The following is a 24,320-nucleotide window of genomic DNA, read 5'->3' as shown; positions in this document are numbered from 1 at the left end:
TGCAGCGAGAGCATGAATGGACCCTTGCGTTTGACGCACTCATTGCGTGCGGACAGCGGTATTTGCCCCCCCTCAACGTGCAGGGCTTTAAGGTGCCAGACGACATTTCTGCTTTAAGGTATGCCTCTTCCGTCTTGAAGTCAGACGACATCTTGGCCGCACGCGCTACGAAGGAATCCAGCTCATGAGTCCCGCAACAGATACCGCCATTGCCATCGTGGGCCCGGGCGCCATCGGCACAACGATCGCCGCCGCGCTGCACGAGGTTGGCCGCCCGCAACTGTTGTGCGGACGCACGCCCCGCGACCAGCTCACGCTGCATGATGGCGATCGTCGCGTCATTGTTCCGGGCCCCGTGCAGACCGATCCCGACCGGATCGACCGCAAGGCGGACCTGGTCTTTCTCGCGGTCAAGGCGACGCAGACCGAGACGGCGTCAGGATGGCTTGCGGCATTGTGCCGTCCGGATACCGTCGTGTGCGTACTGCAGAACGGCGTCGAACAGTTGGAAGCGGTCGCAAAGCACGCGCCGCGTGCGCGGGTCGTCCCGGCTGTCGTGTGGTTTCCTGCGCAGGCTCAAGCCGATGGCTCGGTACGCTTACGAGGCGAAGCTCGCCTGAGCCTGCCGGAATCGCCGGCCTCCCGCGTGGTGGCGGAGGGGCTCCGGGGTACCCGGTGCGCCGTGGAGATCTCCGCGGATTTCCAGTCCGTAGCCTGGCGCAAACTGCTGCAGAACGCGGTGGCCGGCCTGATGGCCCTGACGCATCGGCGCGCCGGCATGTTCGTCCGGCCCGACATCGCCGAGCTCTCGCTGGCATATTTGCGAGAATGCCTGGCCGTGGCGCGCGCCGAGGGAGCCAATCTGGGCGACGAGGTCCCGCAGGAAATCCTCGCCAAGTTGCAAGCCGCTTCCGCGGACTTGAGCACGTCCATCCTGACAGACCGCGAAGCCGGCCGGCCCCTCGAATGGGACATCCGAAACGGCGTCGTCCCGCGTCGCGCCCGGGCCCACGGCATCCCGACGCCGATCAGCGACATCATCGTGCCGCTGCTGGCCGCGGCGAGCGACGGGCCGGGTTGAAGGCCGGCGTTCGTCAACGGCATGCTCGAATAAGTCGATCCGGCGATCAATGGCGTATCAGGCGTTCGCCACCGGCCATTGGAAGCGCTGCGCCACCTTGTCGAGAAAGCGGCCGGCGGCCTCGCGGTGGTATTCGGAAGAGCGCGCCACGCCCTGGCCTGCAGCCTCCATGTCCAGCATGGTGTTCAGATCACTGTTGAGCGATGCATTCAAGCCGCGCTTGGTGATCGCCAGCGCCGCCATCGGCAGTTCGACCATGGACAGCGCGATCTGCCTCGCGCGCTCGTGGATCAGCTCCTGCGGCTGGATCTCGAACACGATGCCCATTTCCTTGGCTTCCTGCGCCTGGAACTCGCGGGTGGAAAAGGCCAGCTCCTTGGCCCGCTGCAGGCCCACCATGCGCGGCAGGGTGTACATCGTGGCGCAGTCGGGAATGGCCCCCAGCCGCAGGAACGACAGGCAGAAGCGCGCGCGCGGCGACGCCAGGACCAGGTCGGCGGTCAGGGCCAGGCCCAGCCCGGCGCCATAGGCCGGGCCGTCGACTGCTGCGATCACCGGCCGGTCCAGCGTGATCAGGCCTTCTATCGTCAGGAGCAGGCTGGCCATGCGCTCCCGCGCTTCCTCGGCGGAACCACCGGACCCCATGGTGGAGATGTCTCCGCCCGAGCAGAAGGCGCCGCCGGCGCCCGCCAGGATCACGACGCGAACGCCGCGGTCGCGCCGGATCGCGTCCACCAGGTGGGCCAGCTCCTCGCGCATGGTCAGGTCCAGCGCGTTTCTCTGGGCAGGGCGGTTGAGGGTGATGGTGGCGACGCCGCCTTCGACGGCATAGAGCAGGGTCTTGAACTCGCTAGAGATGACTTGCATCGTATCGTTCTCCATGTCTGCACTCCATGATGACCGGGCCGCGCACTTGAGCCTGGCCGCAAGCTGCCGCGGGCCCGTCAGGCGATGGCGCCGCGTTCGCGCAAGGCCTGGATCTCGGTTTGCGCCAGACCCAGTTCCGCCAGCAGTTCTTCCGTGTGCTCGCCCGGCTTGGGTACGGCGCGGGCCTGCCCCGGCGTGCGCGACAGGCGCGGCGCGGGGGCGGGGCATAGCGTGCCGCCGCTTTTGACGAAGCTGCCGCGCGCCTGGTGATGCGGGTGCCGCGGCGCTTCTTCGAAGTCGAGCACGGGCGCAAAGCAGGCGTCCGTGCCTTCGAGCAGCAAGCACCATTGCTCGCGGGTCTTGCCGGCGATGATGCCCGCCAGCTTGGCGCGCAGCTGCGGCCATTGCGCGCGATCCCATTGCTGCTGGAAATCCGGGTCGTCGATCCCGCAGCGTTCCAGCAGCAGGCGATAGAACTGTGGTTCGATGGCGCCAATGGAGACGTACTTGCCGTCGGCGCAGGTGTAGCAGCCGTAGAAGTGGGCGCCGCCATCCAGCATGTTGGACTGGCGCTGGTTGACCCAGCCGCCATCCTGCAGCTTGCCGTGGTAGGCGCTGGCCAGCAGGGAGGCGCCGTCACAGATGGCCGCGTCCACCACCTGGCCCCGGCCAGTGCGTCCGGCTTCAAGCAGGCCGCAAAGAACGCCGAAGGCCAGCATCATGGCGCCGCCGCCCATGTCGCCGACCAGGTGCAGCGGCGGCGCGGGCGGCAGCTCGGCATGTCCCATGGCGTGCAGGGCGCCGGTGATGGCGATGTAGTTCAGATCATGGCCGGCCGACTGCGCCAGCGGACCGTCCTGCCCCCAGCCGGTCATGCGTCCGTAAACCAGCCGCGGATTGCGCGCCAGGCATTCGTCGGGCCCCAGGCCCAGCCTTTCCATGACGCCCGGCCGGAACCCTTCGAGCAGGGCGTCGGCCTTGTCCAGCAGCCGCAATACGATATCAGCCGCGCCGGGCTGCTTGAGGTCCAGCGCGATCGTGCGGCGGCCTCTGTCGATGATGGTGCCGCCGCCGCCCAGGAATCCGGGCGTGAGCCGGTCAATGCGGATCACGTCCGCGCCCATGTCCGCCAACATCATGGCGCAGAACGGACCGGGCCCTATGCCGGCCATTTCCACCACCGTAAATCCGCTCAGAGCACCAGCCATGTCTATCGTCACTCCATGATTGCGTGTTTCAGGACTCGAAGAATTCGGCGCGCGCGTCCAGGATGATCTGGATGTACTTGTCCATGTTGGCATCCATGCGGTGAGTGGGGCCGACAATGGACAGCGCCGTCAGCTGGCCGCCCACGCGGCCCGCGATGCCGACGGCCGACACGCCTTCATTGCCCTCGTCGCGGCTGTTGAAGTAGTGCTTGGCCCGCTGCGATTCGATCTGCGCGCGCAAGGTGTCGGGGTTGGTGATGGTGCTGGCCGTGACGTGCTCGAACGGCAGCGTGTCGATGAGTGCGTTGCGTTCCGTCGCGTCCATCTCGCCCAGCAAGGCCTTGCCCAGCGCGGCGACCTGCAGGTCGAAGGTGGTGCCGGGCTGTACCACGTAGCGCAAGGCGCGCGGGCTCTCCTGGCTGGCGTAGATCTTCACCTTGTTGCCGTCGAGCAGGCCGCACATGGAGGACTCACCGGACTGGCGCGTCAGGATCTCCAGCGCTTCGGATGCGAAGGCCTGCAGCGGGTCGGCCGCCGAGATGCCTTGCGCCACGTCGAGGAGCCTGCCCGTCGGGTGGAAGTAGCGCGATTTCGGTGTGCGCAGCAGATAGCCGGCCTGGCGCAGCGTGTAGAGCAGGTCCGAGCAGCTGCTGTCGGCCAGATCGAGAAAGCGCGCCATTTCCGAATTCGTCAGGGGACGGCGTTCCCGCGCATAGACTTCGAAGACTTGCAGCACACGTTGCGCGGTAGGGAGAATTTGCGGCATAGGATGTCGGAGTTGAGTGGGGAGCCGGCCGGGGCTTTGGCGTAGCCGGTCATTTCAAGGCGGATATGCCCAATACGCTCTGCGCCATGAGCAAGGCCTGAATCTGGTTGGTGCCTTCGGCGATGCTCAGGTGGCGGGCGTCGCGGTAATAACGCTCGACCGGGAAAAGCGTGGTGTAGCCCGCGCCGCCGTGCACTTGCATGGACAGTTCCGCCACGCGCAGCACGGCGTCAGTGGCGTGGCGCTTGGCCATCGAACATAGCATCTGGCTGTCGGCGGCGTTGCGGTCCAGCGCGTCGGCGGCGCGCCAACACAGCAGGCGCGAGGTCTCGACCAGCGTCATCATGTCGGCGATCATATGCTGCACCAGCTGGAAGCCGCCTATGGGCCGGCCGAACTGGACCCGGTCGCCGGCGTATTTTACCGCCGCCTCGTAGGCGGCCTCGGCAATGCCCAGCGCCGAGAACGCCACCACGCAACGGCCGATGTTGAGGTATTTCTTGGCCAGCGCAAAGCCCTTGCCCTCGGTGCCGATCAGGTTGGCCGCCGGAATCTCCACGTCTTCGAACAGCAGTTCACCCAGCGGGCAGCTCAGCATGCCCATCTTGTGGATGGGGCTGGACGAAAAGCCCGCCATGGCGCGCTCGAACAGCAGGCAGGAGACGCCGCGCTCGCCATTTTGCCGCTGGGTCTGCACGAACACCACGCCCAGCTCGCACACCGTGCCCAGGCTGATGTAGAGCTTGCGGCCGTTGACTCGCCAGCCGGTCGCGGTTTCAACGGCGCGGGTTTCGACGTTGGCGGCGTCCGAACCGATGTTGGGTTCGCTGAGGGCAAAGCTGGCGATCGCGTCGCCCGACAGGACCCGCGGCAAATACTTTTCCTTGAGGTAGGGCGAGCCGCCGTCGCTCAGCACCGAGGCGGCGAGATTGCTGGTGCTGACGATGCTTCGCAGCGAAGGCCAGACGCTCGCCAGCTCGGCTATCAGCATGCCGTAGGTCGTCATCGGCAAGCCATAGCCGCCGTCCTTTTCCTGCAGCATGCCGCCCAGCAGGCCGAAGTCGCGCATGGCACGGACCATGTCCTGCGGCACCACGCGGGCTTCGGCTTCGTAACGGTTGACGATCGGCGCGACTTCGGCGGCCAGGTACCGGCGCAATGAATCGCGCAATTCGATCTGGGTGGAGTCCAATGAGAAGTCCATGCGTGTCCTAGGCGAGTATGTTCGGGAAGGAGAGTCCAGTGGTGCTCAGGGCTGGCGTTGGCCCAGGGCGGGGTCGGCGCCGGGGCGCAAGCCGATCAACGCGTCCAGCGGCATCGCGCCTTGTCCTTCGGCACCGACCCAGACCGGGTTGAGCTCCATTTCCTGCAAGGCGTCGCGGTGGCTCCAGGCGAAGTCCGATACCCGCAGGATCAGGTCCTCCAGGGCCGTGAGGTCGGCAGGCGCCTGGCCGCGCACGCCGTCCAGCACTTCGGCGTAGCGGATCTCGTCGAGCAGCGCGCGCGCGTCGTCTCGCGACAGCGGAATCATGCGGTGGGCCACGTCGCGGATGGTCTCGACGAAGATGCCGCCCAGGCCGAAGGTCAGCACCAGGCCGAAGGCCGGGTCGATGTGCACGCCGACGAGCACCTCGCGGCCGCCTGGTGGCAGCATGCGCTCCACCAGTATGCCGTCGATAGCGGCGTCGGGGTTATGGCGCGCGACGGACTCGTGGATGGCGGCATAGGCATCCCGCGCCGCACTGGCGCTGGCGATGCCCAGCTTGACGCCGCCCGCTTCGGTCTTGTGCGCGATCTGGGCGCTGACCACCTTCATCACTACGGGAAAGCCCAGGCGCTCGGCTTCCTGGGCCGCCTGCGCAGCGCTGGCGACCACCACCCCTTCAGGTATCGGCAGGCCGGCTTCCCGCAGCAGGGATTTGGCGGCGGCTTCGCTAAGCATGCGGACCTTGCCGGCTGCGGCTGCCATTTGTTGGGGAGCGGCGGCGCTCTCGTGCGCGGGCAGCTTCCACGGGATGGCCTTGGACAGGGCCGCTATGGCGTCCGACAGAGACAGGAAGGGCAGGAGGCCGGCCGTCTCCAGCAACTGGAAACCGCCGCCCAGGCGCCGGCTCATCCAGACCGGCACGATCAAGGTGGCGGTTTCGGCCGCCACCGTGGCGATGGCCTGGGCCATGCCGTCGGTGATGGAACCGTAATCCATGGGGATAGGGAACAGGACCGTGCCCACCTGGGGGTCGGCGCATATCGCGCGCAGGCATGCGGCCGAGGCCTCCGGGTTGCGCAGGATGTCGGCGGTGGTGTCGACGGGATTGTCCATGCTGGCGAAATCCGGCAGCAGTTTGCGCAGGGCGGCCTTGGTCTCGGGCGCGAACACTGCCATCGGGAGGCCGGCCGCGCCGGCGATGTCGGCCGCCAGCGCGGCGGTACCGCCCGAGAAGGTATAGATGCACAAGCCGTTGCCGCTCTTGGGCGTGATCTGGGTCAGCAGGCGCGAGGCCGCCAGCAATTGGTCCAGGTCGTCCACCTCAATGGCGCCGAACTGGCGGAACACGGCGCTGTTGACGGCGGCGGTGCCGGCCACCGACGCCGTGTGCGACTGCGCCGCGCGCACCCCGGCTTCCGAGCGCCCCACCTTCAGCACCACCACAGGCTTATTGCGGGCACGCGCCAGTTCCAGCGCGGCGGTCAGCCGACGGCCGTGCTTGACGCCTTCCATCAGCAGGGCGATTACGCTGATCTTCGGATCGTTCGCCATGTGGGCAATAAAGTCGGGAATTTCCAGGTCCACCTCATTGCCGGCGGAAAACCACAGGCCCACGCCCTGGCCGAAAGACAGGCCCTGCAGCAGGTTGCGGCCCAGTCCGCCGCCCTGGGTCGCCAGGCCGATCGAGCCTGCGTTCAGATCGTCCTTGAAAGCGGGCGAGAAGGTCATGCCCAGGCGGTCGCGCACATTCACGAAGCCGGGGCAGTTCGGTCCGTAGACGTGCAGGCCGGTGGCCTCGCACAGCTGGGCGATCTCGCGTTCGAGCCGCTGGCCTTCCTCGCCCGCTTCCGAAAAGCCAGATGTCATGACCACGGCGAAGGGTATCCCGCGCGCCGCGCATTGCCGCAAGGCATCCAGCACCAGCGTGGCGTTGATCATGATCAGCGCTACGTCGATCTCGGCCTCGGGCAGGGCGCTGATGGAGGGCCAGCACGGCCGTCCGCCGATTTCCTGGTAGGCCGGGTTGACCGCGTACACCTCGCCGGGCACCGACGAATGCAGTACCAGGTTGTCGTACAGGCGGCGCCCCTGGCTGGATTCGCGGGCGGAGGCGCCGACCACGGCCACGTTGCGCGGATTGATGAAGCGGCTCAGATCTGCAAACGGTTTCATGCTGCACCCTCCATGGACCGCAGAATCATCGCGAAGTCTGCCTGAACCACTACCTCGCCGCGCTGGTTGATGGCTTCGCGTCGGAACACCACCTTGTCCTTGCCTGGGCGGTACTGCCCGGTTTTTTCCGCCACCGTCACCCGCACCACGATGGTGTCGCCGATGAAGGTAGGTTTGGGAAAGCGGCAATGGATGTCGATCAGAGCCAGTACATAAGGTTCCAGCTGACGGTAGCCGCTGGACTGGGTGGTCAGTCCGGACAGCACGGACAGCACCAGCAGGCCGTGGGCGATACGCTGGCCGAAGGGCGTGGCGCTGGCGTATTCGTGGTCGACGTGCAGGCGGTTGAAGTCGCCGGACAGGCAGGCGAAGTTGACGATATCGCTCTCGGTGATGGTGCGGCCGGCTGATTCGAAACGATGGCCGACTTCCAGGGGCTGCTGGACGGGAAGCGGGGGCGGGCTGGCAGGGCTTGCGCTTTGCATGGTTGATCGGATTCCGGAGTGGGGGCGCGGGGAAGGGATATCAGGAAGCGTAGCGGCCGCCGGTCACGTGCAGCAGTTCACCCGTGATGAAAGAGGACCGCTCGGAAGCCAGGAAGGCCACGGCATTGGCGATGTCCTCGACCGCGCCCAGACGCGGCACCGGCTGGCGCGCCAACGCATTGGCGCGCAGCGTGTCATAGGTTGACAGGCCGCGCACCAGCGGTGTTTCGATCAGCCCCGGCGCGATGGCGTTGGCGGTGATGTTGAATTTGCCTTGTTCCAGCGCCAGCGCGCGGGTGAATCCGATCAGCCCGGCCTTGGCGGCCGAATAGTTGGTCTGGCCGGGATTGCCCCAGTGTGCGCGCGAGGCAATGTTGATGACGCGGCCCCACTTCCTTTCCATCATCGAGGGCAGGGCAGCCTTGGTGCAGTAGTAGGCGCCCTTCAGGACGGTGTCCACCACCGAGTCCCAGTCTTCCACCGGCATCTTGAGCAGGTACTTGTCGCGCGTGAAACCGGCGTTGTTGACCAGGATGTCGATGCCGCCGAACGCGTGCGCCGCGAGCTCGGCCATGGTCTGGACTTGATCAGGATCGCAGACGTCCAGCACGGCGCCGATGGCATCGTGGCCCGCCTGTTTCAGGCCGCCAACCGCCTGTTCCACCGATTCGGGGTTGATATCGGTAATGACGATCCGCGCGCCTTCCTGCGCCAGAGCCAGCGCCGAGGCGTAGCCGATGCCGCGGCCGGAGCCCGTGATGACAGCGACTTTACCGGTGAGTTGCAGGTCCATCTCCATTCCCCTTCTGTAGCTGATAGTGCCCGCCGCCCTGGGCCCGAAATCCGATATCTCGGGATAGGCGACGAGTAGGTTCGAATTTATTCCGAGGTTCCGAACAAATATACACACCACCGGAAATATTGACAATTAATATCGGCACGTCGTTATACTGTTCGGCATGTCGGAATAAGCTGGCCCGACGTTCCCCTATCTCTAAAAAAACGGAAGGAGATCGACTCATGGAAATGTTGAAGGGATTGTTGGCCGCGGTACTGAGCCTGACTGCTGTCGGAGCAGCGGGCGCGGCCGACGCTTATCCGGATAAGCCGGTGCGGGTTTATGTGGGCTTCGCGCCCGGCGGCGCCACCGACTTGCTCGCCCGTCTGTATGCCAAGAAGCTGGGGGAGCGTTTCAATCAGACGTTCATCGTGGAAAACCGTCCGGGCGCCGGCGGCAACATCGCGATCCAGGCGCTGACGCAGGCGCCGGCTGATGGCTACATCATCGCGATGGCGGCCAACTATGTGGCTGCCAACGCCGCCATGAAGCGCAACCCCTACGACTGGGAGCGCGACCTGATGCCCATCGGCATGGTGGCGTCCACGCCCAACATCCTGGTCGTGCCGCCCGGCTCCAGCATCCAGGGCGTCGACGACCTGATTCGCAAGGCCAAGGCCGGTGGCAACAAGCTGACCTTCGGGTCGGCCGGCATGGGCTCTTCCATTCATCTGGCCGGCGAATTGTTCAAGGTCATGGCCGGCGTCGACATGACCCACGTGCCCTACAAGGGGGTGAGCCCGGCCGAGGTGGACCTGATGTCGGGCACGGTAGACATGATGTTCGGCAGCGTCTCCACCGCGATCCCGCTGGTGCAGTCCAAGAAGCTGAAGGCGCTGGCGGTGACCGGGCGCGAACGCATGAAGGCGATGCCGGACCTGCCCACCATCGAAGAGGCCGGCCTCAAGGGCTACGACGTGGAAGCGGTGTACTTCATGGCGGCACCCGCCAAGGTGCCGGCACCGGTCTTAAAGAAACTGGCCGACGCCGTCGCTGACATCAACACGCAACCCGATGTGCAGGAGTTCATGGACCGGATCTATGCCCGGCCCCTGACCGGCGGCCCGGAGGAGGCCCGCGCTTTCCTGAAGACCGAAGTGCGGAAGTGGCAGGGCGTGGTCGACGCGACCGGCATGAAGGTGGATTGACGCGCAGTAAGGGATCCGCCCAGCGGAGTCCAGACAGCGGGCGCCACAAGCCCGCGAGACGAAAACTATCAGGAGACAGACATGAACAAACGCAGGCGAGTCGCGCTGGCAGTCCTTGCCGGCCTGATGACTTCATTGGCCTTGCCGCAGATGTCGCGAGCGGCGGAGGGCTACCCGAACAGACCTTTGCGGCTGATCGCGCCCAGTTCGCCGGGCGGCATCCTGGACATCACCAGTCGGATCGTGGGCAAGAAATTGTCTGAACGGCTGGGGCAGCCGGTAGTGGTCGAAAACGTGCCCGGCGCGGCTGGCATTCTGGGCATGCAGAGCTTGCTTCGGGCCGAGCCCGACGGGTACACGATGGTCATGGGCAGCAGCGGGCCGAACGCGGTCAATTACACGCTGTACAGCAAGCTGCCGTATGCGATGTCCGACTTTGCGCCGGTGGCGCGCATCATCACCATGCCGAATGCGCTGGTCGTCAACGCCAACGCGCCCGTCAAGACGCTGGCGGAGTTCCGTGACTATGCCCGCGGCAAACAGGGCAACCTGTCCATGGCGGTGTCGATGATCGGGACCTCCGGACACCTGGGCGGCGAACTGCTGAAGAATCGCCTGGAGTTCACGGCCGTCACCGTGCCGTACAAGGGGGCGGCGCCGGCAACCAACGACCTGGTCGCTGGCCAGGTCGACTTTACGGTCGAGAACGTGATCACCGTGGCGCCGTTGGTCAAGGCCGGCAGGCTGCGGGCGCTGGCCGTCACCACCCGTGAACGCAGCCAAATATTGCCCGACGTGCCGACGCTGGCCGAGCAAGGCTATCCCGATGTGGATGTCGGTGCCTGGCTGGGCGTGCTGGTCGCAGCGCGCACGCCGCCGGCCGTGGTGGCGCGCCTGAATACGGAGCTCAATGCAGTCCTGGCCGATGAAGACGTGAAGAAGCAATTGGCGCAGCAGGGCGGCATTCCTCTGGGCGGCACGGCAGCCGAGTTCGACGGCTTCATCCGGTCGGAAAAGGACCGCTGGGAAAAAATCATCAAAGCCGCCGGCATCAAGGCGGAATGACCTGTACGCCGGCGGCGGCAAGGTCGCCGCCGGCATGCTTAGGGAGGCATGATCCATGGCAATCGATTATCAACGCCTGCGCAACTGGAAGTTCGAAGACCGCGTGGACCGCTACACCGAGCGCGACTGCATGATCTATGCGCTGGGTCTGGGCTACGGCACTGATCCGGCCAATGAAGACGAGCTGCGCTACGTGCACGAAGAGGGGACGGCCGTGGTGCCGACCTTCCTGGCCACCCTCGGCGCGCCCAACGGTTGGGCAGCCGACCCGGCCACCGGCATCGACTGGGTGAAGATCCTGCACGGCGAGCACCGCATGACGTTTCACGCCCCGCTGGCCGCGGCCGGGGCAGTGCGCAGCCAGACCCGCGTCACGCGGGTGGTGGACAAAGGCGCCAGCAAGGGCGCGCTGGTGGTGACGGTGCGCGACATTTCCGACGCCGATAGCGGGGCACCGCTGGCCACGGTGGAGCACGTGTCGTTCTGCCGCGCCGATGGCGGCTTTGGCCAGGGCGACGAGCCGCCGGAGGCGTTGCCGGCCACGCCACAGCGCGAACCCGATCAGGTCGTGTTGCTGTCCACGCTGCCGCAGCAAGCCTTGTTGTACCGCCTGAACGGCGACCTCAATCCGGTGCACGCGCTGCCGCACATGGCGCGCGCCGCCGGTTTCGAGCGGCCCATCCTGCACGGGCTGTGCACCTATGGAATGGCTGCGCGCGCCTTGCTGCAGGCTTGCGCAGCTGCGTCGCCCCAACGGCTGGGTGCGATCGCCGCGCGCTTTTCCGCACCGTTCTTCCCGGGCGAGACGCTGCGCGTGGAAATCTGGCGCGATGGTGACCGCCTGCAATTTCGCGCGCTGGCCGACGAGCGCGGCACAGTGGTGCTGAGCAACGGCGTTGCCCGCCTGGCCAATTGAGCAAACCAGAGGTGAACCATGTCTGCACTTGAAGCCCATGCCCGGGAGATGCCCGATCGCATCGCCTACCGCATGATTCCGTCCGGTATCACGGTGACCTGGCGCGAGCTGGAGCTGCGCAGCCGCAAATGCGCCGCGGCCTTGCTGGATGCCGGCCTGCAGGCCGGCGACGGGATTGCAGTATTCCTGGAGAACCATCCGCGGTTCTTCGAACTGCTGTGGGCCGCGCATCGCGTCGGCCTGTACTACACCACCATCAGCAGGCATCTCAAGCGCGAAGAAGCGCGCTACATCATCGAGAATTGCGACGCGCGCGTGCTGTTCTATTCCGGCTGCACGCAGACCGAAACCGATGTGGACAGCCTGGATGCGCGCGGCGTGCTGCGTGTCTGCATGGACGGCGCGGACGCCGGTGCAATCCAGTACGAGGCCTGGGTCGGCCGCTGCGCCGACGACGTGGCGCTGCCGGAAACCCCGGAAGGCACGGACTTCCTCTATTCGTCGGGCACCACCGGACTGCCCAAGGGAATCAAGCGTCCGCTATCGGTCGCCAACCGCTACTTCCGTGTCGGCGACTCGCCCAGCAGCGCCTGGAAGGCGTTCGATCGCGACACGGTCTATCTGTCCACGGCGCCGTTCTATCACGCGGCCCCGGTGCGCTGGAACATGGCGGCGCTGCGCGCCGGCGGCAGCTGCGTCATGATGGAAAAATTCGATGCGGCCGCGGCGCTGGAGGCCATCGCCGCCTACGGTGTCACGCATTCGCAATGGGTGCCGACCATGTTCATCCGTCTGCTGCGCCTGCCAGAGACAGAGCGCACGCGCCACGACCTGTCCACGCTGCGCTACGCGGTGCATGCGGCCGCACCGTGCCCGGCCGACGTCAAGGAAGCCATGATCGCGTGGTGGGGACCGATCCTGTACGAGTACTACAGCGGCACGGAACTGGTCGGGCGTACGTCGCTGGGTTCCGAGGAATGGCTGGCGCATCGCGGCTCGGTGGGCAGACCGGAGTTCGGCCAGGCGCACATCATGAGCGAGGACGGGCTGACCGAACTGCCGGCGGGCCAGCCCGGGGTCATCTACTTTTCGGGGGGCGGTTCATTCGAATACCACAAGGATCCGGACAAGACGCGCGGCGCCTACAACGCGCGCGGCTGGGCCACCTATGGCGATATCGGCTACCTGGACCAGGACGGCTATCTGTACCTGACCGATCGCCTGTCCAACATGATCGTGTCGGGCGGAGTCAACATCTATCCCCAGGAAGCGGAGAACCTGCTTTGCACGCACCCCGCCGTGGCCGATGTGGCGGTGGTCGGCGTGCCGAACGACGAGTTCGGCGAGGAGGTCAAGGCGGTCGTGCAATTGCGTGATCCCAACGCGGCCAGCGCTGACCTGGCGCAGCAGCTGATCGCGTATTGCCGCGAGCGCATCTCGCCCATCAAGTGCCCCAAGAGCGTGGATTTTTCCACCGACATGCCGCGCACCGAGACGGGCAAGCTGCTCAAGCGGCTGGTCAAGCAGCGCTACTGGCCCTAGGAGGCCCTTCATGACAGATCAGGAGGCAGCATGAACCAGCAACGCAAGCTCTTCTCGGCGGACCACGAATTGTTCCGCGACACGGTGGCGCGCTTCATTGCGGACGAGATAACGCCCCATCACTATCAATGGGAACAGGACGGCCTGGTGCCGCGCGACCTGTGGCGCAAGGCCGGCGCGGCGGGCATCCTGCTGCCTAGCACGCCTGAAGAATACGGCGGCGGCGGCGGGGATTTCCTGCACACCATCATCGTGGTGGAGGAGATCGCCCGCGCGCTGGCTACGGGCGTGACGGGTTTCACCACGCATTCGGACATCGTGGCGCCGTATTTATTGAATTTCGGCACCGAAAGCCAGAAGCGGCGCGATCTGCCCGGCATGGCCCAGGGCGACATCGTGGCGTCTCTCGCGATGACCGAGCCAGGCGCGGGCAGCGACGTCAAGGCGATCCGCACCGCGGCGGCCCGGGCGCAGGGCGGCTACGTCATAAACGGCCAGAAGACCTTTATCACCAACGGCTTCCATGCTGATCGTGTGCTGGTGGTGGCCAAGACGGATCCCGGCGCCGGCTCGCGCGGCATCAGCCTGTTCTGGGTCGATGCCGCGACGCCCGGATTCACGCGCGGGCGGCTGCTGGACAAGGTCGGGCAGAAGGCGCAGGACACGGCCGAATTGTTCTTCCAGGACATGTTCGTGCCGGACGAGGACATGCTGGGAGAACCGGGGCAGGGCTTCGGCTACCTGATGAAGGAGCTGGTGCGCGAACGGCTGATGATCGCGGTGCGCTGCGCCATGGCGCTGGAGAGCGCGCTGCAATGGACCGTCGACTACACCAAGGAACGCCGTGCCTTCGACAAGGCCTTGATCGACAACCAGTACATCCGCTTCAAGCTGGCCGACATCAAGACCCTGGCCGCCGCCACCCGAGCCTTCGTCGACGGCTGCGTGCAGCAATACCTGGATGGCGAACTCGACGCCGGGGGCGCCGCCATGGCCAAGCTGTGGGCGTCCGAAGCCACCAGCGCCATCGACGATCTGCTGCAGTTCCACGGCGGCTACGGCTACATGCGCGAGTATCCCATCGCCCGCGCCTACACCGACGTGCGGCCCAATCGGATCTACGGCGGCGCCTCGGAAGTGATGCGCGAGCTGATCGCCCGGACGCTTTGAACCCTATTTTTGGACTTCGACAGGAGCAGATTCCTACATGACCAAGCATCTTTCGAAATCGGTTGCCATCGTCGGCGCCGCCGAATCCGACCTCGGGAAAGTGCCCGGGATGACCTCGCTGGACCTGCAGGCGCAGGCGGCGGCCCGCGCCCTGCGCGATGCGGGATTGACTCTCCAGGACGTCGACGGCGTGTTCGCGCACGTGGACGACAAGTTCGCCGGACTGCATCTGGCCGAATATTTGGGCATACGCCCGCGCTACGTGGATTCAACCAGCGTGGGCGGCATGTCCAGCGTCATGCACGTCCGCCACGCCATGGCCGCGATCGAGGCCGGTATGTGCGAGGTGGCGCTGGTGGCCTACGGCAGCACCCAGTTGTCGGACGGAACGCGCAAGGTGGGCGGTACGCCGGAGGACATGCGCATGCCGCGCGGGCAGTTCATCACGCCCTATGGCCAGCTGAGTCCCATCGGCTATTACGCGATGGTGGCGCAGCTGCACATGCAGCGCTACGGCACCACCCACAAGGACCTGGCCGAAGTGGCGGTGGCGGCGCGAAAATGGGCGCAGCTCAATCCCAAAGCCTACCGGCGCGAGGAAACCTCGATCGAGGAAGTCATGGCTTCCAAGATGATTGCCGATCCTTTGCGCCAGCGCGACTGCTGCCTGGTGACCGACGCCGGCGGGGCGGTCATCGTCACGTCCGCCGCGCGCGCTCGTACGCTGAAGCGGCCACCGGTCTACGTGATGGGCATTGCCGAATCCTTCTCGCATCATTACACGCCCTTCAATACCGCGGACTGGCTGGACACCAATGTGGCGCAGACGGCGGACGCCGCGCTGGAGATGGCCGGCGTCACGCGGGCGGACATCGACGTGGTGCAGATCTACGACCACTTCACCATCGGCGTGATCCAGTCGCTGGAGGAGCTGGGCTTCTGCAAGCGCGGCGAGGGCGGGGCCTTCGTGGCGGATGGACGCCTGGCGCCCGGAGGCGACTTCCCCATCAATACCTCGGGCGGCGGCCTGTCCTACAACCATCCCGGCCAGTTCGGCATGCTGCTGCTACTCGAGGCCGTGCACCAGTTGCGCAAGGAATGCGGCGAGCGCCAGCTGCCCAAGGCCGAACTGGCTCTGGTCCATGCGCCCGGGCTGGTTTTTTCCTGCAACACCACCCTGATTCTCGGAGTCTGACCATGGACCAAGTTCAACGCCCGCTGCCGCAACCGACCCGGATCACCCAGCCCTACTGGGATGCAGCGAAGGAAGGTCGCCTGGTCATCCAGCAATGCGGCTGCTGCAAGGCGCGCCAGTTCTATCCGCGCGAGTTCTGCACGGCCTGCCTGTCGGACAGCATCGAGTGGATCGAATCCGCAGGCCAGGGAACCGTCTACACCTACACCATCAACCGGCGTCCGAGCAATGCGGCCCTGAGTGAAAAAGTGCCGTACGTCGTCGCCATGATCGACCTGGATGAGGGCGTGCGCATGATGGCCAACATCATCGACAGTCCACCCGAGGCGGTCCGGATAGGAAGCCGCGTGTGCGTGTGCTTCGAGCAGGCCTCCCCCGAGATTGCCTTGCCGCAATTCCGGTTGGAGGGCTGACATTCACATGGTGCTGTGTCTCAACCCTTTAAATTCGCCGCAATTGTTCGACGTGCGAAATTTGGCCGGAAGATGGAATAAAGCCCCTATTTCACGTACTTGAACTCGGGTAGCGCTTTCAGCGTGTCCTTGGTTGCCTCCGGCAGCACCAACTGATCGTCGGTGATTTGCATTTTTGCCAGGGGCACAGTGACGAGATGATTGCCTACGCCGAGTATGCCTCCGACCGAAAGGACGGCGTACGGCACCCAATCCGGAGGTCCCAGGATCAGATCGTCGACGGTGCCGATCTTTTCCTTCTTGCTGTTGTAGACGGTGGAACCGCTCATCTTCGACGCGCGGTATCCCGCGTCCACCTTCGCAACGTCGACTCGAACTTCGGTTACCGACTGCGGCGAGCCCTGCGCCGAAGCGGCCGGCACGCTTGAGAAGACGCCCAGCAGGACGGCCAAGCCAACCATTGCAGTTTTTTCGCTCATCGCTGATCTCCTTTGGAATTTCGCCTTTGGCACGTTATGTCGCGCGCGGCAGTCACCCTCCTTGTAACGGGAGGACGATGGCGGCAGAGTTGACCAGAACGGGTTCCCCGGCGGGCCGTGGCGCTTTCTCTTATCAGCAAGCCTTATGCCCAAGGAGTACGGCAACGCGCCAGCAGGGCGATTGCTCGCCCTTTTGGACCCCGATGGGCCGGCAGACCCTCAATTCACCAGCACCGGCTTGTCCCGATACCGGTCCGGGAAGGTCTTGGCCAGGTTCTCCACTTTGGGGATGTCGTTCACCATGATGTACATGCTGTACGGGTGACGCACCAGGTAGTCCTGGTGGTAGCCCTCGGCCGGATAGAAGCCCTGCAGCGGTTCCACCGTGGTCGCCAGCGCCTTCGAATACACGCCCGTCTGGTTCAGTTGCGCGATGTAGGCCTCGGCCACCTTGCGTTGGCCGTCGTTGGACGGGAAGACGGTTGAGCGGTATTGCGTGCCGCTGTCCGGGCCCTGGCGGTTCAGCTGGGTGGGATCATGCGCTACCGAGAAATAGATCTGCAGCAGCTGTCCATAACTGACCTGCTTGGGGTCGTAGGTGATTTCCACGGCTTCGGCGTGGCCGGTGCGGCCGCTGCTGACGGTGTCGTAGTTGGCGGTGTTTTCCTTGCCGCCGGCATAGCCGGACACCGCGCTGGTCACGCCCTTGACGTGCTGAAACACGGCTTGCACGCCCCAGAAGCAGCCGCCGGCGATGACGGCCTTTTCCTGCGGGGCGGCGTCTTTCGCCTGATCGACGGCGGGCGGCGGAATGATGAAGGCGGATTCGGCCGCCTGGGACGCACCAGCCCCCAGCAGGCCGGAGGCGGCGGCCAGGGTGGCGCAGAGCTTGCGAAACGGGATGTTCATGGTGTGGGGTCCTGATCGGGCGGTGTGGTTAAGCCTGCGGGGCGAAGGTCATGGCCACGCCGTTCATGCAGTAGCGCAGGCCGGTCGGGCGGGGGCCGTCGTCGAAGACGTGCCCCAGGTGGCCGCCGCAGTTGGCGCAATAGACGGCAGTGCGGACCATGCCGAAGCTGCTGTCCCGGGTTTCGCCGACGGCGGCCGCCAGCGGTTGCCAGAAGCTGGGCCAGCCGGTGCCGCTGTCGAATTTGGTGCTTGAGGAAAACAGCTTCTGTTCGCAGCCCGCGCAAGAGAACGTGCCAGTGCGGTGTTCATCGTTCAGGGGGCTGGTGTAGGGTCTTTCGGTGCCCTCGCGACGCAGCACGTCGAACTGCGCAGGCGTAAGGCGGGCGCGCCATTGGGCGTCGGTCAAGGCGTAGGGGAACGAGGCCGCGGGCGGCGCGCTGCGTGCGGCCAGCAACGGGGCCAGGCCGGCGGCCAGGGCCGCGACGCCGCCCAGGCTCAGGAAATGTCTGCGATTCAATGTCATGGCATGGCTCCGGCTAAGGGAGAAGGGTGGGGGCGGGTTCCGCGTGCGGGCAAGCGGCGCGGGGCCGGCCGCCGGTCTGACTTGGTGGCCTACTTCTTCATGCTGTCGTTGGTCATGCCGCTTTTGGACATACCGTCTTTCGACATACCGTCCTTGGACATGGAATCCTTCTTCATCCCGTCGTGCGACATGCCGTCCTTCGCCATCCCATCCTTTGCCATGCCGCCCTTGGACATGCCGTCTTTCGACATGCTGTCCTTGGACATCGAATCCTTGGCCATATTGTCTTTGCCCATGGTGTCGGCGGCATGGGCGGCCACGGCGCCAAAGGCCAGGCACAGGGAGAAAGCGGCGGTGGTGAGTGTCTTCATGATGTATTCCTTTGAGAAAGAGAGGTCAAACAGGATTTCCACCTAGCTGCCGCCGAACCAGTTGTAGCCCTGGTCCTCCCAGTAACCGCCTGGGTAGGTGTTGGTGACGAAAATCGCCCGGATGTGCTTGGGGTTCTTGTAGCCAAGCTTGGTGGGCATGCGCAGCTTCATGGGAAAGCCGTATTCGGGGGGCAGGGTCTTGCCGTCATAGGTCAACGCCAGGATGGTCTGCGGGTGCAGTGCCGTCGGCATGTCGATGCTGGTGTAGTAGTCGTCCGAGCACTTGAAGCCCACGTATTTCGCGGTCAGGTCGGCGCCCACGCGCTTCAAGAACGTCGAGAACGGCACGCCTCCCCACTTGCCGATGGCGCTCCAGCCTTCCACGCAGATGTGCCGGGTGACCTGGTCGATCTGGGCCATGGCGCGTAGTTCCTCCAACCGCCATTGGCGCTTGTCGGCCACCATGCCGGTGACTTCCAGCCGGAACGACGCTTCCTCGACCTGGCGGACTTCGTCGATGCCGTAGTAGGCGTTGAATGGGAACGGCCGCGTGATCATCGATTCGGGGTAGGTCGGCGCCAGCTTGTTGGGGTCGAAGATCCAGCCTTGCACGCGGTCGTTGAAGCGGGACACGGTGGCCAGCGCCTTCTCCACGTTCTCGTCGTCGGATAGCGAGCAGCCCGACAGCATCGCCAGCCCGCCTAGCGTCAGGCTGTTGCGCAGGAACGTGCGGCGCGAAGGCTGCTCGACCCGTTTGGCCAGCAGGTTCCTGGCTTCTTTCAGGATGGCCGGGCCGTCCAGGCCCAACAGCGACAAGCGTCTTTTCTGGCTCACGAAGGGCTCCTTATTTGCCGCGGATCATGGCGACGAGGCTGCGCGGAACCAGCGCCACCATCACCAGATGGACTGCCACGAACGCCACCAGCAGCGCCATGGCGAAGAAATGGAGGCGGCGCGCAAATTCATAGCCGCCCAGCAGGTCGCGCAGCCCATCGAACTGCACCGACTTCCACAGCACCAGCCCGGACAGCACCAGCACCACGATGTCGGCCATGACGAACAGGTACGCCAGTTTCTGCACCTGGTTGTAGTGGCGCAGGTCGTCGTGGGCGAGCTTGCCGCGCAACGCGGCGCCCAGGTCCGCGGCCACGCCGCGGGGGCTGACGGGGAAGAACTTGCGCCAGAGGCGGCCGGTGGCCACGTTCAGCGCCAGATACAGCAGGCCGTTGGCGAACAGCAGCCACATGCCGGCGAAGTGCCATTGCAGGGCGCCGCCCAGCCAGCCGCCCAGCGTGATGCCGTTGGGGAAGGTGAAGTCGAAGAACGGGGCGGCGTTATAGACGCGCCAGCCGCTCATCACCATGATCACGACGGCCAGCGCATTGATCCAATGCATCGCCCGCAACCAGCCGGGATGGATGGCGCCGGCCGGGCGCGGGGCGGCCGGTGTATCGTGACTTGCGGGGCTTGCCAACATGGCGGGTCTCCGGGGCGTTCTGTCGTTGAAGCCATTCTTCCCCGGGCCCGATATCGGAGTCCTCACGCAAACTTAAAATATTTGTGATAACTCCCCGCCGGTGGATTGGCGACAATGGCGGTACTGAACTGGCCCGAGCCCCCACATGGATACGCCCCGACGCGTGCTGATAGTTGAAGATGACGCCCACATCGCCGAATTGCTGCGCCTGCACCTGCGCGACGAAGGCTATGCGGTGGAACATGCCGCCGACGGCAACGAAGGCATGCGGCGGCTGGAAGAGGGCAGTTGGGACGCGCTGGTCCTGGACCTGATGCTGCCCGGCATCGACGGGCTTGAGATCTGCAAGCGGGCGCGTGCCATGGCGCGCTACACCCCCATCATCATCACCAGCGCCCGGTCCAGCGAAGTGCACCGCATCCTGGGCCTGGAACTGGGCGCGGACGACTACCTCGCCAAGCCGTTTTCCATGCTGGAACTGGTGGCGCGGGTGCGGGCGCTGCTGCGCCGTAGTGATGCCGTTGAACGCAATGCGCGCATCGATGCCGGCAGCCTGGCCGTGCATGGCGTATCCATCGATCCGATTTCACGCACCGTGGACGTGGACGAGCGCCGGCTGGACCTGACGCCGCGCGAGTTCGACCTGCTGCATTTCTTTGCCCGCCATCCCGACAAGGTCTTTTCCCGGATGGATCTGCTGAACCATGTGTGGGGCTACCAGCACGAAGGCTACGAGCACACGGTGAACACGCACATCAACCGGCTGCGCACCAAGATCGAGGTCGACCCCTCCAACCCGCAGCGCATCCTGACTGTCTGGGGCAGGGGCTACAAGTTCGCGGCAGCGCCGGGCGCGACGGGAGGCGCATCATGAAACGCTTTACCCTCACCCAACGCCTGTCCGGCGTCTTTGCGCTGCTGTTGCTTGCCTGCTGCGGCGCATCGGCCTGGCTGCAGATCGCCGCCAATTCCCGCTACGAGCAGGAGGTCGTGCAGCGCCTGTCCAGCGGGTTGGCGCAGCATATCGCGGGCACGACGGAGCTTATGGACACCAACGGGTGGAAGCCGGATGCCGTGCGTTCGTTGTTCGACATGCTGATGGCCGTCAACCCCGCGGTCGAGGTCTACCTGCTGTCCAACGACGGCCGCATTGTCGGCGACGCGGCCCCGGCCGGCCAGATCAAGCGCGACCACGTTGACCTTGCGCCAGTCAAACGCCTGCTGGAGGGCGGCATGCTGCCCATCGTGGGCGACGACCCGCGCAATGCCGGGGTGCAAAAGGTGTTCAGCGCGGCGCCCGTGCGGGTGGCGGGGCAGGACAAGGGTTATGTCTACGTGGTGCTGCAAGGCCAGGCACACGATGCGCTGGCGATGTCCGTGTCGCGCAGCTCGGTCTTGCGCACGACGCTGTGGTCGATCGCGTTGGTGGCCTTGCTGGGGCTGGTGGCGGGCCTGACGGCGTTTGCCCTGATTACGCGGCCATTGCGCGGCCTGACCCGGGCGGTGCGGTCCTTTGATGGCGACGACGGCCAGGCGCTGGCCGCGCTGGAGCGTCCGGGCGACGCGTCGGACCGCAACGGGGACGAGATCTCGGTGCTGCGGCGCAGCTTCGTTCAGATGGGCCGGCGGATATCCGACCAATGGCGCGAGTTGACGCGTCAGGACCAGCAGCGGCGCGACCTGGTCGCCAATATCTCGCACGATCTGCGCACGCCGCTGACGTCGTTGCATGGTTACCTGGAAACCCTGCGCCTGAAAGACGAAACGTTGGATGCCGGCGAACGCCGCCGTTATCTGGACATCGCGCTGGCGCAAAGCCGCAAGGTGGGCCGGCTGGCCCAGGAATTGTTCGAGCTGGCGCGGCTGGAATCGGGTCTGGTGCGGCTGGAGCCGGAAACGTTTTCGCTGCCGGAACTGGTGCAGGACGTGCTGCAGAAATTCGAACTGGCTGCCGAAGCGCGCCAGCAGCAACTGACCACCGACATCCCGCAGGCGCTGCCGCTGGTGCGCGCGGACTTGGGGCTGATCGAACGCGTCCTGACGAACCTGCTGGACAACGCTATTCGTCACAGCCCGCCCGGCGGCCGGATCGAACTGCAACTGGGCGTGGCGCAAAGCCGGGTGCGGGTGCAGGTCAGCGATTCGGGCCAGGGCATTCCGCCCGAACTGCGCGCCGGCCTGTTCACGCGGGCGTCTGCGCTGAGCCGCGGGCCGCGCGACGGGGGCGGCCTGGGCTTGGTGATCGTGCAGCGCATCTTGCAACTGCACCAGAGCGAGATCCGCTTGGTGGAGCGCGCCGAGCGCGGCGCGGTGTTCCAGTTCGAACTGTCGGCGGCGCGTTAGGGCCGGCAGGCCCCAAGGCGCCCCGTCAGGCGGTGGCGGGCATCTGCCCGTGCAGCAGATAGTCCATCAATTCGCGCACCGAACGCATGGCGCCGCCGAACGGCAGCTTGGACGCGCCGCGGAAGAACAGGCCGCGGCTGACCTCACCGCGTAGCGCCGCCGCCAGTTTCAGGTCGATGCAGAACTGGCCGAATTTCGACAGGCCATCGCGCAGCCCGCATTGCGTCAGGCAATCCATGCGCTGGCTGCACCGGCGCGGATCGGCGCGCGTGCCGTCCTGCAGCGTCTTTTCCTGGCGCAGGTAGCGGGTCAACCAAGGCGTTGCCACCGCGCGCGCGGGCAGGCCGGCCACGCTGGTGAATTCGGCAAGTTCCGACGGGTCGGCGTCCATCAGCACGCGTTTGAAGTTCTCGTGCGCGTCGCCCTCCCGGGTGACGGCGAACGCCGTGCCCACCTGTACGCCATCGGCGCCGTTGGCAAGCCAGTGGCGTACCTGGTCATGGCTGCCCACGCCGCCGGCGACGATCAGGCGGGGCGCGTCCTGGCCCAGTTGCAGCTCGTCGAACAACGCGTGGCATTCGGTCAGCACGCGTTGGAAATCGAAACGTTCATGGTGGATATCGTCCAGGCGCGCGGCGCCCAGATGCCCGCCGGCGTGGCCCGGATGTTCGATGACCACGGCGTCGGCAAGCTTGCCTTTTTTCATCCACTTTTTCAGCACGACGGCCACGCCGCGCGCTTCCGACAGGATCGGCACCAGCGCAACCTTGGGAAAGTCGGCCGTCATTTCGGGCAGGTCCATGGGCAGGCCGGCGCCCATCACGATGGCTTGCGCGCCGCTTTCGCAGGCCTGGCGCACCAGCGCCGGGTGGCCGCGCACGGCCTTCATGACGTTCACCGCGACCAGGCCACGCCCCTGCGCCGTGTCCAGCGCGGCGCGCACTTCGCGGTCCAGCGCTTCCAGATTGGCGCGGTCGATGGCGTCGCGGTCATTGCATTTGTCGGTCTTTTCGAGCAGATCCGGGTGGTGATGGCGCAAATCGATGCTGGCGATGGTGCCCACCGCGTTCTGGCTGGCAACGGTGCCGGCCAGACGGTGAGCGGACACGCCGACGCCCATGCCGCCCTGAACGATGGGCAGCAATTCGCGTCCGGCGAGTTTGAGTGATTTGAACCACGTCATGTTGAGTCTTTCCTCTGGTCAAGTGGACAGAGGCTAGAACAAGGGATGACGGGTCGCCTTGCGCGGGATCAAGCCGCCGGGCAATGGCAGGGCGCTTGCGCTCAGCCGACGCGGCCCGTCAGGCGGCGGGCGGCCTCCCGCACGGGCGTCAGGTGATCCGGGTTGTAACGGTGGGCGGGGGCAGTCAGCGTCACCGCCGCCGCGATGCCGCCCGACAGCAGGAAAACGGGGGCGGAGATGCCCGCCACTTCGCTCAGCCGGTCGCCCATCGCGGCGAAATAGCCATCATGTCGGATTCGGGCATACAGCGCCTGATCCGGCCCCGGCGCATGGCCCAGGATGTCGTCATAGGCCGTCAGCACGCGCCCGCCGCTGCCGCGTTCCAGCGGCAGCAGGTCGCCCGCGCGGATGTGGTCGCGCACCGGGTGGGGGGAATCCACGCGGTACAGGCACAGGCGCGCATCGCCCTGGCGCACGTGGTAGGCCGCGCTTTCGCCGGTCGTGGCCACCAGTTCGCGCAGCACGGGCATGACTACGTGCTCCAGCGAAAACGAGGCGGAATAAATGCTGTGCAGGCGGGCCACTTCGGGGCCCAGCGCGTAGCGGCCGTCGTCCAGGCGGCGGATCCATTGCGCATGCTCCAGCGACGCCAGCAGGCGCAGCACGGTGCTCTTGTAGAGCCGTGTGCGGTCGGCCAGTTCGCCCAGCGACAGCGTGCGGTCAGCGGGCGTGAAGACCGCCATCAGGCTCATCGCCCGGTCGACCGCGGCGACGCCGCCAGCGGCGGCATCGGCGTCTGCCACGGATTCGGTGACGGCTTTACGGGGCATGGCCAGCTCCGGCGCTGCGGCGGACAACAGTCTGCATATTCCATCCTTTAGAACGATTGGCGGCCATTGTAGGCATAGGGCCGCTTGGCGTTGGGCCTAAAACGCGCTTGACAGCGATTTCCTGTTCGCATT

The 24,320-nt window shown here is 65.8% G+C and carries 25 protein-coding genes; 10 read left to right on the top strand and 15 right to left on the bottom strand.

From position 1 onward, the window contains the following. The first annotated feature begins 184 nt into the window (after positions 1-184). Positions 185-1,081: an oxidoreductase gene (locus AC27VE_RS24380; RefSeq protein ID WP_488705226.1), complete on the top strand. Its 897-nt coding sequence runs from the start codon at positions 185-187 to the stop codon at positions 1,079-1,081. 57 nt (positions 1,082-1,138) lie between these two features. On the opposite strand, the gene AC27VE_RS24375 is transcribed toward AC27VE_RS24380, so the two are convergent. From AC27VE_RS24375 to fabG, 7 genes are all read right to left on the bottom strand, one after another. Further along, entirely contained in the window at positions 1,139-1,963 is an 825-nt protein-coding gene (locus AC27VE_RS24375) for an enoyl-CoA hydratase/isomerase family protein (protein ID WP_280027409.1), read from the bottom strand. Between the two features lie 62 nt (positions 1,964-2,025). Beyond that, a complete protein-coding gene (locus tag AC27VE_RS24370; RefSeq protein WP_488705225.1) occupies positions 2,026-3,156 on the bottom strand; it encodes a CaiB/BaiF CoA transferase family protein in 1,131 nt (376 codons plus the stop codon). 28 nt (positions 3,157-3,184) lie between these two features. Further along, a complete protein-coding gene (locus tag AC27VE_RS24365; RefSeq protein WP_280027411.1) occupies positions 3,185-3,922 on the bottom strand; it encodes an IclR family transcriptional regulator in 738 nt (245 codons plus the stop codon). A 49-nt stretch (positions 3,923-3,971) separates the two neighbouring features. Continuing rightward, positions 3,972-5,126, bottom strand: a complete 1,155-nt coding sequence (locus tag AC27VE_RS24360) for an acyl-CoA dehydrogenase family protein (protein ID WP_488705224.1) — start codon at positions 5,124-5,126, stop codon at positions 3,972-3,974. 45 nt (positions 5,127-5,171) lie between these two features. Further along, complete coding sequence (locus tag AC27VE_RS24355; protein WP_488705223.1) at positions 5,172-7,301, bottom strand: acetate--CoA ligase family protein; 2,130 nt, start codon at positions 7,299-7,301, stop codon at positions 5,172-5,174. Beyond that, entirely contained in the window at positions 7,298-7,786 is a 489-nt protein-coding gene (locus AC27VE_RS24350) for a MaoC/PaaZ C-terminal domain-containing protein (protein WP_315130863.1), read from the bottom strand. Before AC27VE_RS24350 ends, AC27VE_RS24355 begins: the two co-directional genes overlap by 4 nt. 40 nt (positions 7,787-7,826) lie before the next feature. Further along, positions 7,827-8,579, bottom strand: coding sequence for a 3-oxoacyl-ACP reductase FabG (gene fabG, locus AC27VE_RS24345; RefSeq protein WP_488705222.1), 753 nt, complete (start codon positions 8,577-8,579; stop codon positions 7,827-7,829). A 227-nt stretch (positions 8,580-8,806) separates the two neighbouring features. Between fabG and AC27VE_RS24340 the strand changes: the two genes are divergently transcribed. The 7 genes from AC27VE_RS24340 to AC27VE_RS24310 all read left to right on the top strand — a co-directional run bounded on the left by AC27VE_RS24340 (position 8,807) and on the right by AC27VE_RS24310 (position 16,073). Further along, complete coding sequence (locus AC27VE_RS24340; protein ID WP_427962542.1) at positions 8,807-9,772, top strand: tripartite tricarboxylate transporter substrate binding protein; 966 nt, start codon at positions 8,807-8,809, stop codon at positions 9,770-9,772. A gap of 81 nt (positions 9,773-9,853) precedes the next feature. Continuing rightward, positions 9,854-10,837, top strand: coding sequence for a Bug family tripartite tricarboxylate transporter substrate binding protein (locus AC27VE_RS24335; RefSeq protein WP_315130856.1), 984 nt, complete (start codon positions 9,854-9,856; stop codon positions 10,835-10,837). 55 nt (positions 10,838-10,892) lie between these two features. After that, positions 10,893-11,753 carry a MaoC/PaaZ C-terminal domain-containing protein gene (locus AC27VE_RS24330; RefSeq protein ID WP_488705221.1) on the top strand — a complete coding sequence of 287 codons (861 nt, stop codon included), beginning with the start codon at positions 10,893-10,895 and terminating at the stop codon, positions 11,751-11,753. Between the two features lie 18 nt (positions 11,754-11,771). Continuing rightward, positions 11,772-13,295 carry an AMP-binding protein gene (locus AC27VE_RS24325; RefSeq protein WP_488705220.1) on the top strand — a complete coding sequence of 508 codons (1,524 nt, stop codon included), beginning with the start codon at positions 11,772-11,774 and terminating at the stop codon, positions 13,293-13,295. A gap of 30 nt (positions 13,296-13,325) precedes the next feature. Continuing rightward, positions 13,326-14,465 carry an acyl-CoA dehydrogenase family protein gene (locus AC27VE_RS24320; RefSeq protein WP_488705219.1) on the top strand — a complete coding sequence of 380 codons (1,140 nt, stop codon included), beginning with the start codon at positions 13,326-13,328 and terminating at the stop codon, positions 14,463-14,465. A 37-nt stretch (positions 14,466-14,502) separates the two neighbouring features. Then, positions 14,503-15,660, top strand: a complete 1,158-nt coding sequence (locus tag AC27VE_RS24315; RefSeq protein ID WP_006223307.1) for an acetyl-CoA acetyltransferase — start codon at positions 14,503-14,505, stop codon at positions 15,658-15,660. Positions 15,661-15,662: 2 nt separating this feature from the next. Next, a complete protein-coding gene (locus tag AC27VE_RS24310) occupies positions 15,663-16,073 on the top strand; it encodes a Zn-ribbon domain-containing OB-fold protein (protein ID WP_488705218.1) in 411 nt (136 codons plus the stop codon). 86 nt (positions 16,074-16,159) lie between these two features. On the opposite strand, the gene AC27VE_RS24305 is transcribed toward AC27VE_RS24310, so the two are convergent. The 6 genes from AC27VE_RS24305 to AC27VE_RS24280 form a co-directional block, all read right to left on the bottom strand. Then, positions 16,160-16,552 carry a PRC-barrel domain-containing protein gene (locus tag AC27VE_RS24305; RefSeq protein ID WP_488705217.1) on the bottom strand — a complete coding sequence of 131 codons (393 nt, stop codon included), beginning with the start codon at positions 16,550-16,552 and terminating at the stop codon, positions 16,160-16,162. A 219-nt stretch (positions 16,553-16,771) separates the two neighbouring features. After that, positions 16,772-17,461: a peptide-methionine (S)-S-oxide reductase MsrA gene (gene msrA / locus AC27VE_RS24300; protein ID WP_488705216.1), complete on the bottom strand. Its 690-nt coding sequence runs from the start codon at positions 17,459-17,461 to the stop codon at positions 16,772-16,774. 28 nt (positions 17,462-17,489) lie between these two features. Next, complete coding sequence (gene msrB / locus AC27VE_RS24295; protein WP_488705215.1) at positions 17,490-17,984, bottom strand: peptide-methionine (R)-S-oxide reductase MsrB; 495 nt, start codon at positions 17,982-17,984, stop codon at positions 17,490-17,492. An 89-nt stretch (positions 17,985-18,073) separates the two neighbouring features. Next, positions 18,074-18,355, bottom strand: coding sequence for a pentapeptide MXKDX repeat protein (locus tag AC27VE_RS24290; protein WP_488705214.1), 282 nt, complete (start codon positions 18,353-18,355; stop codon positions 18,074-18,076). Positions 18,356-18,397: 42 nt separating this feature from the next. Beyond that, on the bottom strand, positions 18,398-19,189 hold the full coding sequence (locus AC27VE_RS24285) for a molybdopterin-dependent oxidoreductase (protein ID WP_035212563.1): 792 nt from the start codon (positions 19,187-19,189) through the stop codon (positions 18,398-18,400). 10 nt (positions 19,190-19,199) lie between these two features. Beyond that, positions 19,200-19,832: a cytochrome b/b6 domain-containing protein gene (locus AC27VE_RS24280; RefSeq protein ID WP_488705213.1), complete on the bottom strand. Its 633-nt coding sequence runs from the start codon at positions 19,830-19,832 to the stop codon at positions 19,200-19,202. A gap of 145 nt (positions 19,833-19,977) precedes the next feature. Between AC27VE_RS24280 and AC27VE_RS24275 the strand changes: the two genes are divergently transcribed. Both AC27VE_RS24275 and AC27VE_RS24270 read left to right on the top strand, forming a co-directional pair. Beyond that, a complete protein-coding gene (locus AC27VE_RS24275; RefSeq protein ID WP_488705212.1) occupies positions 19,978-20,706 on the top strand; it encodes a response regulator transcription factor in 729 nt (242 codons plus the stop codon). After that, positions 20,703-22,175 (top strand): sensor histidine kinase, encoded by a 1,473-nt coding sequence (locus tag AC27VE_RS24270; RefSeq protein ID WP_488705211.1) that lies wholly within the window; start codon positions 20,703-20,705, stop codon positions 22,173-22,175. Before AC27VE_RS24275 ends, AC27VE_RS24270 begins: the two co-directional genes overlap by 4 nt. A gap of 25 nt (positions 22,176-22,200) precedes the next feature. Here the strand turns inward: AC27VE_RS24270 and AC27VE_RS24265 are convergent, their stop codons facing one another. Both AC27VE_RS24265 and AC27VE_RS24260 read right to left on the bottom strand, forming a co-directional pair. Next, a complete protein-coding gene (locus AC27VE_RS24265; protein ID WP_006223283.1) occupies positions 22,201-23,358 on the bottom strand; it encodes an NAD(P)H-dependent flavin oxidoreductase in 1,158 nt (385 codons plus the stop codon). A gap of 101 nt (positions 23,359-23,459) precedes the next feature. Then, entirely contained in the window at positions 23,460-24,188 is a 729-nt protein-coding gene (locus tag AC27VE_RS24260; RefSeq protein ID WP_035212675.1) for an IclR family transcriptional regulator, read from the bottom strand. Positions 24,189-24,320 lie beyond the last annotated feature (132 nt).

It is taken from the genome of Achromobacter sp. 18P8.1.1, from assembly GCF_057799415.1.
The sequence above is the reverse complement of the archived record's forward strand: the minus strand, read 5'-3'. Positions and strand labels throughout refer to the sequence as shown.

What these genes read in the sequence shown, in the direction of transcription:
- AC27VE_RS24315 (WP_006223307.1), top strand. Translation starts at nt 14,503, where the DNA reads ATGACCAAGCATCTTTCGAAATCGGTTGCCATCGTCGGCGCCGCCGAA.
- AC27VE_RS24325 (WP_488705220.1), top strand. Translation starts at nt 11,772, where the DNA reads ATGTCTGCACTTGAAGCCCATGCCCGGGAGATGCCCGATCGCATCGCC.
- AC27VE_RS24305 (WP_488705217.1), bottom strand. Translation starts at nt 16,552, where the DNA reads ATGAGCGAAAAAACTGCAATGGTTGGCTTGGCCGTCCTGCTGGGCGTC.
- AC27VE_RS24335 (WP_315130856.1), top strand. Translation starts at nt 9,854, where the DNA reads ATGAACAAACGCAGGCGAGTCGCGCTGGCAGTCCTTGCCGGCCTGATG.
- AC27VE_RS24375 (WP_280027409.1), bottom strand. Translation starts at nt 1,963, where the DNA reads ATGGAGAACGATACGATGCAAGTCATCTCTAGCGAGTTCAAGACCCTG.
- AC27VE_RS24280 (WP_488705213.1), bottom strand. Translation starts at nt 19,832, where the DNA reads ATGTTGGCAAGCCCCGCAAGTCACGATACACCGGCCGCCCCGCGCCCG.
- AC27VE_RS24370 (WP_488705225.1), bottom strand. Translation starts at nt 3,156, where the DNA reads ATGGCTGGTGCTCTGAGCGGATTTACGGTGGTGGAAATGGCCGGCATA.
- AC27VE_RS24365 (WP_280027411.1), bottom strand. Translation starts at nt 3,922, where the DNA reads ATGCCGCAAATTCTCCCTACCGCGCAACGTGTGCTGCAAGTCTTCGAA.
- AC27VE_RS24290 (WP_488705214.1), bottom strand. Translation starts at nt 18,355, where the DNA reads ATGAAGACACTCACCACCGCCGCTTTCTCCCTGTGCCTGGCCTTTGGC.
- AC27VE_RS24350 (WP_315130863.1), bottom strand. Translation starts at nt 7,786, where the DNA reads ATGCAAAGCGCAAGCCCTGCCAGCCCGCCCCCGCTTCCCGTCCAGCAG.
- AC27VE_RS24330 (WP_488705221.1), top strand. Translation starts at nt 10,893, where the DNA reads ATGGCAATCGATTATCAACGCCTGCGCAACTGGAAGTTCGAAGACCGC.
- AC27VE_RS24360 (WP_488705224.1), bottom strand. Translation starts at nt 5,126, where the DNA reads ATGGACTTCTCATTGGACTCCACCCAGATCGAATTGCGCGATTCATTG.
- msrA (WP_488705216.1), bottom strand. Translation starts at nt 17,461, where the DNA reads ATGAACATCCCGTTTCGCAAGCTCTGCGCCACCCTGGCCGCCGCCTCC.
- fabG (WP_488705222.1), bottom strand. Translation starts at nt 8,579, where the DNA reads ATGGACCTGCAACTCACCGGTAAAGTCGCTGTCATCACGGGCTCCGGC.
- AC27VE_RS24265 (WP_006223283.1), bottom strand. Translation starts at nt 23,358, where the DNA reads ATGACGTGGTTCAAATCACTCAAACTCGCCGGACGCGAATTGCTGCCC.
- AC27VE_RS24310 (WP_488705218.1), top strand. Translation starts at nt 15,663, where the DNA reads ATGGACCAAGTTCAACGCCCGCTGCCGCAACCGACCCGGATCACCCAG.
- AC27VE_RS24320 (WP_488705219.1), top strand. Translation starts at nt 13,326, where the DNA reads ATGAACCAGCAACGCAAGCTCTTCTCGGCGGACCACGAATTGTTCCGC.
- AC27VE_RS24270 (WP_488705211.1), top strand. Translation starts at nt 20,703, where the DNA reads ATGAAACGCTTTACCCTCACCCAACGCCTGTCCGGCGTCTTTGCGCTG.
- AC27VE_RS24260 (WP_035212675.1), bottom strand. Translation starts at nt 24,188, where the DNA reads ATGCCCCGTAAAGCCGTCACCGAATCCGTGGCAGACGCCGATGCCGCC.
- AC27VE_RS24355 (WP_488705223.1), bottom strand. Translation starts at nt 7,301, where the DNA reads ATGAAACCGTTTGCAGATCTGAGCCGCTTCATCAATCCGCGCAACGTG.
- AC27VE_RS24380 (WP_488705226.1), top strand. Translation starts at nt 185, where the DNA reads ATGAGTCCCGCAACAGATACCGCCATTGCCATCGTGGGCCCGGGCGCC.
- AC27VE_RS24340 (WP_427962542.1), top strand. Translation starts at nt 8,807, where the DNA reads ATGGAAATGTTGAAGGGATTGTTGGCCGCGGTACTGAGCCTGACTGCT.
- msrB (WP_488705215.1), bottom strand. Translation starts at nt 17,984, where the DNA reads ATGACATTGAATCGCAGACATTTCCTGAGCCTGGGCGGCGTCGCGGCC.
- AC27VE_RS24275 (WP_488705212.1), top strand. Translation starts at nt 19,978, where the DNA reads ATGGATACGCCCCGACGCGTGCTGATAGTTGAAGATGACGCCCACATC.